This is a genomic window from Kangsaoukella pontilimi, assembly GCF_009830125.1.
Taxonomy (GTDB): domain Bacteria; phylum Pseudomonadota; class Alphaproteobacteria; order Rhodobacterales; family Rhodobacteraceae; genus Kangsaoukella; species Kangsaoukella pontilimi.
Genome location: NZ_WUPT01000003.1, coordinates 307,653 through 318,123, shown reverse-complemented (window position 1 = coordinate 318,123; position 10,471 = coordinate 307,653). Strand labels below are relative to the sequence as shown.

The 10,471-nt window shown below is 61.1% G+C and carries 12 protein-coding genes; 7 read left to right on the top strand and 5 right to left on the bottom strand.

Annotated elements, in window-relative coordinates; genetic code table 11:
• From GQ651_RS17120 to GQ651_RS17100, 5 genes are all read right to left on the bottom strand, one after another.
• Positions 1 to 189, bottom strand: a 189-nt coding sequence (locus GQ651_RS17120) for a hypothetical protein (protein ID WP_160765484.1), incomplete at its 3' end; no start/stop codon positions are given.
• 32 nt (positions 190 to 221) lie between these two features.
• Positions 222 to 1,493: a TRAP transporter large permease gene (locus GQ651_RS17115; protein WP_160765483.1), complete on the bottom strand. Its 1,272-nt coding sequence runs from the start codon at positions 1,491 to 1,493 to the stop codon at positions 222 to 224.
• The gene (locus GQ651_RS17110; protein ID WP_160765482.1) at positions 1,493 to 2,056 is read right to left on the bottom strand and encodes a TRAP transporter small permease; all 564 of its coding nucleotides are present in this window, start codon (positions 2,054 to 2,056) and stop codon (positions 1,493 to 1,495) included. Before GQ651_RS17110 ends, GQ651_RS17115 begins: the two co-directional genes overlap by 1 nt.
• Positions 2,057 to 2,071: 15 nt before the next feature.
• Positions 2,072 to 3,079, bottom strand: a complete 1,008-nt coding sequence (locus tag GQ651_RS17105; RefSeq protein WP_160765481.1) for a TRAP transporter substrate-binding protein — start codon at positions 3,077 to 3,079, stop codon at positions 2,072 to 2,074.
• A gap of 166 nt (positions 3,080 to 3,245) precedes the next feature.
• Complete coding sequence (locus tag GQ651_RS17100) at positions 3,246 to 3,842, bottom strand: cupin domain-containing protein (RefSeq protein WP_227258323.1); 597 nt, start codon at positions 3,840 to 3,842, stop codon at positions 3,246 to 3,248.
• A gap of 140 nt (positions 3,843 to 3,982) precedes the next feature.
• Here GQ651_RS17100 and GQ651_RS17095 point away from each other — a divergent pair, with 140 nt between their 5' ends.
• From GQ651_RS17095 to GQ651_RS17065, 7 genes are read left to right on the top strand one after another with little or no spacing between them, the layout of a single operon-like run.
• Positions 3,983 to 4,864, top strand: coding sequence for a polysaccharide deacetylase family protein (locus tag GQ651_RS17095; protein ID WP_160765479.1), 882 nt, complete (start codon positions 3,983 to 3,985; stop codon positions 4,862 to 4,864).
• A 9-nt stretch (positions 4,865 to 4,873) separates the two neighbouring features.
• Complete coding sequence (locus GQ651_RS17090; RefSeq protein WP_160765478.1) at positions 4,874 to 6,466, top strand: amidase; 1,593 nt, start codon at positions 4,874 to 4,876, stop codon at positions 6,464 to 6,466.
• Positions 6,467 to 6,470: 4 nt separating this feature from the next.
• On the top strand, positions 6,471 to 7,706 hold the full coding sequence (locus tag GQ651_RS17085) for an alpha/beta hydrolase family protein (protein ID WP_160765477.1): 1,236 nt from the start codon (positions 6,471 to 6,473) through the stop codon (positions 7,704 to 7,706).
• The gene (locus GQ651_RS17080; RefSeq protein ID WP_160765476.1) at positions 7,703 to 8,359 is read left to right on the top strand and encodes a cysteine hydrolase family protein; all 657 of its coding nucleotides are present in this window, start codon (positions 7,703 to 7,705) and stop codon (positions 8,357 to 8,359) included. The genes GQ651_RS17085 and GQ651_RS17080 overlap by 4 nt, the downstream gene beginning before the upstream one ends.
• Position 8,360: 1 nt before the next feature.
• Positions 8,361 to 9,002: an aldolase/citrate lyase family protein gene (locus tag GQ651_RS17075; RefSeq protein WP_160765475.1), complete on the top strand. Its 642-nt coding sequence runs from the start codon at positions 8,361 to 8,363 to the stop codon at positions 9,000 to 9,002.
• Positions 9,003 to 9,049: 47 nt separating this feature from the next.
• Positions 9,050 to 9,463: an OsmC family protein gene (locus GQ651_RS17070; RefSeq protein WP_160765474.1), complete on the top strand. Its 414-nt coding sequence runs from the start codon at positions 9,050 to 9,052 to the stop codon at positions 9,461 to 9,463.
• Positions 9,460 to 10,446: an amidohydrolase family protein gene (locus GQ651_RS17065; protein WP_160765473.1), complete on the top strand. Its 987-nt coding sequence runs from the start codon at positions 9,460 to 9,462 to the stop codon at positions 10,444 to 10,446. The genes GQ651_RS17070 and GQ651_RS17065 overlap by 4 nt, the downstream gene beginning before the upstream one ends.
• Positions 10,447 to 10,471: the final 25 nt, after the last annotated feature.

The following is a 10,471-nucleotide window of genomic DNA, read 5'->3' as shown; positions in this document are numbered from 1 at the left end:
ATCCTCCGGCCGCAACGCCGAGAAATAAAGCGCCGTCATGATCGACACCATCGACGCCGACGACGCCTGATGACCGCCCACCTTGATCCCATCGACTTTGGGTCGGATGTGGTTGGCGTTGTGGATCATCCAGTGCGACAGCCAGAGCAGGCGCTGCTCGACGGTTTTCAGATGGTTGATGTCAGACAATCAGATACCTGACCTCCGTCGTCGCCCGACTGTTACATCAGTCCAGGCAACCACAGGACGACCGCAGGAATATATGTGATGATCAGCAGGACAAGCAGCATCAACCCGATAAATGGCAGAACCGCCGTCACAACCTCGCGATACGTGACCTTGAAGGTCGTTATCCCGATAAAGAGGTTCAGGCCGAAGGGCGGTGATACCATGCCAAGGGCCACGTTCGCCACGATCACCGCGCCCAGATGGATCGGGTCGATCCCGGCGGCAAGCGCAGCCTGATAGATCAGTGGCGTCAGTACGATGATGGCCGAATTCGGATCGACGAACATGCCGGCGATCAGGAAGACAACGTTGATGATCAGCAGAACCTCGATTGTCGAGGCGCCAGACAGAAGTTTGGTGACCTGCTGCGGCACCTGGCTGAGGGTCAGATAGTACGTGAGCGCAGTGCCCGCTGCGATCAGGATGAGAAGAACCGAAATGGTGCCTGCCGACTGGTTGGCGGCGAAGAAAACCTCTTTCAGGCTCATCGAGCGGTAGATCACGCATTCGACGATGATGGCATAGACGCAGGCGAAGGCCGCCGCCTCGGTCGGGGTGAAGGCGCCGCCATAGATGCCACCCAGAACGAAGACAGGCAGCCCCAGCGCCCATATCGCCGTTTTGGTCGCTTCCCAACGCTGGCCCCAGCCGAGCTTTGCTCCGCGGGCAACGCCATTCATGCGCGCATAGCCATAGGCGTAGGCACACAGCACTACGGTGAAAACGCTTCCGGCCATCAGTCCGGCAAGGAACATCGCACCGATGGAGCTATTGGTTTGCAAAGCATAAAGGATCATCGCAACGCCGGGCGGGATCAGCATGGCAAGCGTCGAGGATGTCACGATAAGCCCCACCGCGAAGCCGCGCGAATAGCCTTGTTTGACGAGGGCCGGGAACACCAGCGGTCCTATCGAGACCACAGCCGCCGGCCCGATCCCGGACATGGCGCCGAACATGGCACAGGCGATGACGGTCGCGATCGCCAGCCCGCCGGTGATGTGGCCGACATAGGCGTCGGCAAGCCGGACAAGGCGCGCGCCGATCTGACCACGGGCGATGACATCGGCGGCAAAGATGAATAGTGGGATCGCCAGCAACGAGAACTTGTTCACGCCGTCGACCATCCGCTGCGGGATAACCATCGACGGGATCGGCGGAGCAAAGGCCTCGAAGGTGATAATCGTGCCCGCCATAATCGCGAGAAAAATCGGCGCGCCTATCAGTAGAACGACAAGGGCGACAGCAGAGAGAACAGCAACATGCATCAGCCGGTCACCTCGTCGGTTGCGTCCGCGTCAGCGCCCATCACCTCGAGGGGCGGGAGTTTGTTCAGGATGGCGCGGACGAAGATCTCGATGAAAGCGATCAGCATGAGTACTGCGCCGACGAAGACGGGCAGGAAGAACAAACCGCGCGGCACTGGCAGGGTCGTTCCCATCTGACCCGTGCCGAAGCTGAAGGCCGAAAGCTGAAAGGACGTCCATGCGAGATAGCTCATGACCATGATGCCGATGGCGCCCGAAGCTCCGCGCATGACGCGCTGCGCGCCGGGGGCCGATGCTCCAAGAACAAGGTCGATATTGACGTGCTTTTCCTGACGGACGAGCGCAAATGCTCCGACGAAGGTGATCCAGACGGTCAGGAGGCGCGCCAGCTCTTCCCCCCCGAGAAACGACCACCCCGTTAGATAGCGCCCGGTCGCATTGAAGAAGACGGTCAGGGTGACGCAGAGAAGTGCCAGCCCCGCCGCCCAGTTGACGAGCCCCTGAAGGCCGTCGAGAAGCCGCACCCCGATGGGGGAGCGGCCGTTATTGTCATCGACATTCATGTCGTCGGAGGCCAATTAGCTTCCGCCCATCTGGCTCTGGAACATCTCCAGCAGCTCGGCACCCCGCTCGCCATTGTTGGCAAGGTAGAAGTCGAGCACCGGGGGCAGGACCGCGTCGCGCATGGCATCGCGCTGCTCCGCCGTGACCTCGACGATCTCGACACCCTGAGCGGCAAAGTCAGCCATGGCGTTTTCTTCCTGCATCATGGTCTGATCCAGTGTGACCTTGTTAGCTTCCGGCATCGCATCCATGATCGCCGACTTGCAGCCCTCGCTCAGACCTTCCCACCAGGGCTTGTTGACCAGGATCACCTGATCGAGATTGCCATGGTATGTCATGGTGACGTGGCTCTGCACCTCGTGGAACTTCATGTTCCAGCTTGTCGGAATCGGGTTCTCCTGAGCGTCGATGGCACCGGACTGAAGCGCCGAATACGTCTCGGGGAATGGCATGGTGACCGGGTTGAGGCCAAACGCCTTCTGCTGCTCCGCCAGAACTGGCGAGGGCATGACCCGGCTGACAAGGCCGTCATATGCGTTAAGCTCGTTCAGCGGCTTGTTGCCCGTCCATTGCTTGTAACCGGTATGCCAGACGTCGAGCATGACCATGTTGTGCTTTTCCATCTCGGTTGCGAGCTCGGCCATAGCGGGCGAGCGGTGCAGCTCGAGAAGGGCATCCACCTCGGCGGGCCAGAAGAACGGGAAATCGAAGATACCGAAGAGTGGCTCGGTGCCGACGATGTACGAGGCCGGCATCACGCTCATTTCGATCGATCCGAACTGAACGCCCTCATTGATGTCGTTGAACATGCCAAGCTGGCCCGACGGGAACACCTGGCCGTCGACGTCGCACCGGCCATCTGCCTCGACCAGTTCGACAATCTTGTCAGCACCCTGGTCGCGGGGGTCGCCGTCGGGAAGGACGTGCGCGATCTTCAGCGTCACATCAGCGGCAGCGGCCGGGATGGCGAATGCGGCGGACGCTACGCCGATTGCCGTCGTCATCGTGAGTAGAGTCTTCAAGGTCTTTTCCTCCGAGTTGTCTGCGGCGTTGGTCGCTCTAGCTTCTCCAGAGCCAAGATGTCGCATCTGACGACTTATCTTCACTTGACCCAAAATCAACATAATTGAATTTAAGTCAATAAAAATCGGAAAAATTCACTTCAGGCGCAAGAAAACTGCCCAAAATTTAATAGGTCGGCGGAGAGTTCACCCAGACAACGCGCGTCACCGAGTTTCCTGGATTGCGGAACTGGTGGGCGCGCGCGGAATCGAAGAAGAAAGAATCACCGGCGCTAAGCAAAGCCGTCTTGTCCCCGACCGTCAGCTCGAGCGCCCCCTCGATCACATAGCCGACCTCTTCCCCGTCATGCGAAATCGCCCCATCGCTGCTGGCGCCAGGCGCCAGCGTATGAAGCTGAGCCTGCAAATGGCCGTGGATTTCGTAGGGCGTCAGGCTTTCAAGCGTTAGCCCTTCGCCCTGCCGCAACGCATTCACCCCAAGGATAGGCCTGCGCCCACGCCTTTGAACAAAGGGGGTTTCGGGCTCTACAGTGACGAAAAGGCTGGAGATCGTGACGCCCAGCGCCTTGGTCAGGCGGTGCAGCATATTGATCGACGGGCTGACCTGACCGTTTTCGACCTTGGACAGCATACTCTCTGAACAGCCGGCGGCGTCAGCCACGTCCTTCAACCTGAGTCCGGCCGAGCGGCGGAACTGCTTGAGCCGATTCCCGACGTCGAGATCGTCCATTTCATCCGTAGGATCGAACGCCTCGGCCGCCATCTTTCCGACATTCATCTGGCTCTTCCCTTTTCTTTCATTCTTGAAGCTGCCGCACCCACATGACAAATAAACAAGTAACTTGATTTTCAGTCAAGTCTTGCTAGTTAAGCAAAGCGGAGAAATCAGGGATCGGAGGAAACATGCCCACATTGCCCGGTGACCGTATCGAATTCAGCGCAATCGAAGATCGGCCTCCGCTGAAATTCGACGGCGACACGAAACTCGTGGTCTGGCCGATCCTGAACCTCGAAGTCTGGGAAATCATTCGTCCGATGGCGCGTCAGGTTCTGCCAGCGCCGACAGGTGTTTCTGTACAACCCGACATCCCGAACTGGTCCTGGCACGAATACGGCATGCGCGTCGGCTACTGGCGCCTAAAGAAGATGTTCGACGCCCGGTCGATCAAGCCGACGCTTTCGATCAACGCCGCCGTCTGCGAGCGCTACGAGCGAGTCGCCGCCTCGGCCCGCGATTCGGGTTGGGAGTTCATGGCGCATTCCTATGTGCAGATGCCCACCCATGCCCTTGATGACGAGGAAGAGAACCTCATCAAGACAATGGACATCTGCGAGAAATTTACTGGCAAGCGGTCCATCGGATGGCTTGGACCCGGCCTGACCGAGACTTACGACACCCCCGATCTGCTGACCAAGCACGGCATCAAGTATTGCGGTGATTTCGTCTATGACGACGAACCCACGACAATGACGACAGCGAACGGTCCGCTCGTGACGCTGCCCTATACGGTCGAGTTGAACGACATTCCGACGATGATCGTCCAGCACCACGAGAGCAGCTATTTCAAAACCAAGATCATCGACCAGTTCGATCAGCTCTATTCCGAATCCGGCGAGCGGGCCAAATTCCTGTCCTTCGCGATCCACCCCTATATCTCGGGCGCGCCGCACCGGACCAAGTACCTGACCGAGGCGATCGACTACATGGCTGCGCAGCCCGGTGTGGAATTCTGGGACGGTGAACAGATCTACAACTGGTACGCCAAGCAAACCGGACTGGAATAGAGGGCGGTCATGCTGGACGACGACATTCCGGCTGGCGCCAACGGCTTTCACCCTGACCCGGATGCATGGGGCCGTTACGGAGGTCTGGTACATAGTACGATCGACGCGCTTGCGCGGGCCGAGACTGCGGCATCGCCGACAGATGTACCGCAACCGGCTTCCTCCGCCAGCGCCACCGCACAACCATCCAACGGTGTCGGCTACGGCGCGCGCGGATGGGGTGATCTTTGCGACCAGGTGGCCGCGCTGAAAAGCGGCTCGACAACCGCCGAGGCGGAAGTGGAGGCAGCGCTCGCCACCGCCGAAGCGCGTGACGGCTCCCTATTTGGCGTTGTCGCCCTCGAGGCCGAACGGGCCTTGTTGGAGGCTCGCGCAATCGACGGAAAGCCCGCTAAGGAACGTGGCGCCCTCGCCGGGGCGCCCTATGCCCGGAAAGATCTGTTCTTCCGGAAAGGCTTTGGGGCGGAATGCGGCGCCCCCCTTTTCGCGGGGCAGATTGCGGATGAGACCGCGACCATTCTTGAACGGCTCGACGGTGCGGATGGCGTCGATATCGGGCGCCTCGCCATGGCCGAACTGGCGATGAGCCCGACCGGCTTCAACGTGCATACCAAACACCCCCGCAATCCGTGGAACTCGGCCCACGTCACCGGCGGGTCTTCTTCGGGGTCTGCGGTGGCCGTCGCTGGCGGATATGTACGTATGGCGCTCGGAACAGATACCGGTGGTTCGATTCGACATCCCGCCGCGATGTCCGGCATCACCGGCCTGAAGCCAACGAGTAACCGCATCAGCCGCGCCGGCGTCTGGCCACTGTCATGGAGCCTCGATTGCGTCGGCCCCCTGGCACGCTCGGCGCGGGATTGTGCGCTGATCCTCGACATCGTGTCCGGGCCCGACCCGCGGGACACGACGGTCTCAGCACCGCGTTTCAGAATGCCCGACCTGAGCGGTGATCTGAGCCGTGTCAGGATCGCGGTGCCATCTGGCTACTACTTCGACACCGCGACCCCGGCGATCTCGTCGGCGCTCGACGCCGCCATGGAAGAGCTGAAAATCGCCGGCGCGACGATCGTCCAGACAGAAAGCCCCGACATGGCCCTGGTGAACGCCATGGCCCATATCGTGCTGGCGGTCGAAGCCTCCGCGCAACTGGGCGAAGCCTTCCGCGACCCGAACTGCAACGTCGGGCGTCAGGTGCGTGACCGCCTCGAGCCTGGCCTCTTCTATTCCGCGACAGCCTATGCCACGGCGCTGCGCCTGCGTCCGGCGATCCGAAGCGCATGGCTGTCTGGGGCAATGGCGGATTGCGATGCGGTCCTGATCCCTGCCGTCCCGCGCGAAGTGCCGACCATCGCCGAGACGACCGAAGGCGATCCCGCCGAGATCGGCAAGGTCATCGGAGCCGTTACCCATGCCACGCGCGGCATCAACTATCTGGGCCTGCCCAGCCTCGCCCTACCCTGCGGGCAAGATGCCAGCGGTCTGCCGATCGCTTTTCAGCTTGTCGGCCGCGCCGATGACGAAGCGACCCTGATCCGCGTGGGCGATGCCTATCAGCAGGCCACCGACTGGCATTTGCGGACACCTTGGAAAGGATGAACCTGTGAAGCACCACGTTCCCGAAAATGCGATAGATCTCGCTCCAACCGACCTGACGCCGCATTACGAGCCGATGGGCTGGCATCACTGGCCGGAGCATCCCTGGCTGACTTACCAGTTCCGCCGAGGGCTGGGCGAAACGCAGGAAGGCGGCGGCGCGGTGTCTGAGTGCTTCCTTGCGGCCAGCCGCATGATCCCCGGCGACTATGACAGCTGGCATCGGGAGTGGATGCGGATCGCCGACCAGAACTGGGATCGCGGGATCGAGGCCGAAAGGAATGGCCACATCCAGACCGCCAAGAACTGCTTCCTGCGCGCGGCGGATTACTACCGTCAGGCCGAGTTCTATCTTGAGCCGGATGCGCCCAACCGTCTGCCCACCTTCGAGAAGATGGAGGCGTGCAGCCACAAATTTCTCAAGTATCTCAACCCGCCGGGCGAGATCGTCGACATCCCCTACGAAGACGGTAAGCCGATCTGCGGCTATTTCGTACGGGCCCCCTTCCCGGGCGATCGGATGCCCGTACTGATCTGCTTCGGCGGCCTCGATTCCATCAAGGACGAGATGTGGTTCATGCAGGCCCACGGCGCGCTTCAGCGTGGAATTTCGGTCCTGATGGTGGATTTGCCCGGGCAGGGCGGCACGCTCCGGCGCCACAAACTCGCCGCCCGCCCAGATACCGAGGTGCCAGTTGGCGCATGCATCGACTGGCTTCTCGAGCGGGATGATGTGGACCCCGACCGCATTGCGTGCGCCGGGTCGTCGATGGGAGGATATTATGCTGCCCGCGCCGCCTGTTACGAGCATCGTCTCGCCGCCTGCATCGCGCATGGCGCCATCTGGTCCGTCCACGAGATGTGGGGCGACAAGGACGAGAGCTTTGGCCTTGCCATGCATATCAAATGGGTCATGGGCGAGGACACGATGACCGAGGCGCTTGAGACGTCGAAGGCTTTCGCGCTTGAGGGCCATCTTGACCACATGCAATGCCCGCTGCTTGTTCTTCATGGCGGACACGACGTTCTGACCGTCTCGGCAGCGACGCAGGTTCACGACTACGCCACGTCCAAGGGTGTGAATTCCACCCTCCGGCTGCTGCAGCCCGACGAGACCGGCGCCGAGCATTGCCAGCACGACAATCCGACGATCGGTCAGGAGATCATGAACGACTGGCTCGCTGACGTCTTCGGGATCGACCAGGCCGCACTCCTCAAAACCGGATGGAGCCCTCTGATATGAGCACTATGCCGAACCTTGGCGTAGACAGCCCTCGCGCTGCCCTGATCGCCATCGACTGTCATCGCGGGCACCTCGACCCCGAAGTCGCCACGATGCCCTGTCCGGCGGACATCGCCGAGAGGGTCATCGATGCCAATGATACCCTGATGCGGGCCTGCCGTGCCGCCGGCGTACCGGTGGTTCACATCGTGACGCGCTATCGCGACGCACAGGAAATCCGTGCAAATCCCTTCTGGCGTACCCGCGCCGAAGACCCGACAGCCACACGCAAGAACGTGCTGAAGCACAATCTTGACGGCATGCCCGGCTGCACGATCATTCCGAAGCTACAGGCGCCCGAGGATCGGGTCGTCGATACCAAAAAGCGCTACGACTGCTTTGTCGGAACCGATCTCGATTTCCACCTGAAAGCTCACGGAATCAACACGTTGATCCTGACGGGCGTGAACACGAACTCCTGCGTTCTGGCCACAGCCGTAGCCGCCAACGTGCGCGATTATGCGGTGATTGTCGCGTCTGACTGCGTGGACACGATGGATGGCGAAGCGCTCCACGAGGCAGGCCTTCTCTGCATCGGGACAGCGTTCGGGTGGCCCATGACAAATGACGAACTTCTGTCGCTCGAGCTTCTGAAGTCCAGCAAGGCCGCCTGAGGTGCGCGCGGCCCTCAGCACATATCTCGTGGAAGGCGGCCGTCTGCTGATGCTCAACCCGGGCAGGGAGACGCTCCCCGAACATCTTGGCGAGGTCGGTGCAATCTTCATCGATCGGGAAGGCACCGGCCTTTCACTGGGCGATGCACGAATAGCGGTGAAGGCCGCAAAGGACCGGAACCTCGCCGCCATCATCCGCACGGACGGTCTGTCGGAAGGTGAAATCACGTCCTGTGCCGAACTGGTCCCTGACGGTATCGTTCTTCCCCAGATCGTCTCGGCGGAGCAGCTCACATGGCTCGTCGGGATGCTGCGCCCCTCAGCACTCTGCGTCATCGCCCAGATCGAAACCGTCGAAGCCGTGGACGCCTTGTCGGACCTCATGCAGGTCGAGGGTGTCGATGCCTTTCTCATCGGACCGAACGACTTGTCTGAAGCGATGGGATATCCCGGTCAGCCGGATCACGAGCGGGTGCAAAGCGCTATCGAGACCGTCGCCGCGACCCTTGCTGCGGCCGGTCGCGCTTTCGGGCTTCCGACGCTGTCGGATGCGGCCCGATCTTATTGGATCGGCAAGGGCGCTCAGCTGCACTACCTGCCGATCAAGGCTCTACCCAAGATGGAAAGTACCCAATGTCCGTAAAAATGAAGCCGCTCATCAAGGTTCGACTTGAAGCCCACTGCCCCACAATGAGCCTGACAGAAGTGCGCACACGCGGGCATTCCTTCGTGATCGACGAGCCGCCCTTTCGACACGGCACCGATGTCGGGCCGACCCCGCTTGAGACGATGCTGGGCGCGTTCATGAGCTGCACCCATGTGATCGCAGCACGCATCGCGTATGAGCGCGGCGTTTCGCTGACCTTCAAGGAAATGACCTGTCTCGGGATGCTCGACCATCGCGGCATCGACAAGGAGGCTGACGTTCCGGTCCCCTTCCCCACTATCGAACTGGACATCACGGCCCAGACCGACATGGACCCGGCCACGCTGGAAGATTTCAAGGAAGAGCTGGAGCAACGCTGCCCGATGTCGGTGATCCTGCGTCAGGCCGGAACCCAGATCATCCAGAACTGGACCTTCGAGGAAGGAGCGGCGGCGTGATCATCGACGCGCACACCCATACGCTCTGCCCGGCGGTGAATGACCGGGTTGCCGACAGCATCGAGCCCGACAGCGTGCCTTACCAGCGGGACATGTCGCCCGAGAGCAAGGCGCGCGACGCGGAGCAGAAGCCCGAGCTTTTCGCCAAGTTCACGAGACTCGACCAGCGGCTGAGCGACATGAAAGCGATGGGTGTCGACCGGCAGGTCATCGCCCCAGCGCCCGGCCAGCAGCATTATTGGGCCGAGCCATCTCTTCTGGCCGAGATATCAGTCATGCAGAACGACCATGTCGCGGCGCTAGTCGCGGAAGCGCCGGACGTTTTCGTGGGCCTCGGCACGCTTCCGATGACCGACACGGCTGCGTCTCTGACCGAAATCGAGCGCGCCACGCGCGAGTTGGGATTGAGAGCGTTCCAGATCGACAGCCGCGTGATGGAACGCGAGCTTTCGGACCATAGCCTCGACCCGATCTACAAAAAGCTCGAAGAAATCGGCGTGGGGCTGATGATTCACCCGCTCGGCTTTTCGCATGGTGAACGACTGACACCGTTCTTCATGGTCAATTCAGTGGCGCAGCCGCTCGAGGAGCTGATCGCGTTCAACCATCTGGTGATGGGGGGCGTGCTTGATCGTTTCCCGAAACTCAAAGTCTATATCGCCCATGGTGGCGGTTTCGCGCCCTTCTACATCGGGCGCTTCGATCACGCTTGGAAGGTGCGCCCGGAGGTCAACGCACTCATCCCCGAGCCGCCTTCGGCCTATCTCAAGCGCATTTGGTACGACACCTGCGTCTACCGCTCCGATCATCTGCGCCACCTCGTCAGCACCGTCGGCGCCGATCGCATCATGTTGGGCAGCGACTACCCGTTCGACATGGGCGACACCGATCCGATGGCGATCGTGAACGAGTGCGATGATCTAACCGCAACGGAGCGCGATGCGATCACCCATGGCACCGCAGCCGCCTTCTTCGGGCTGTGACAACGTCACTGACCACTCAATGAAA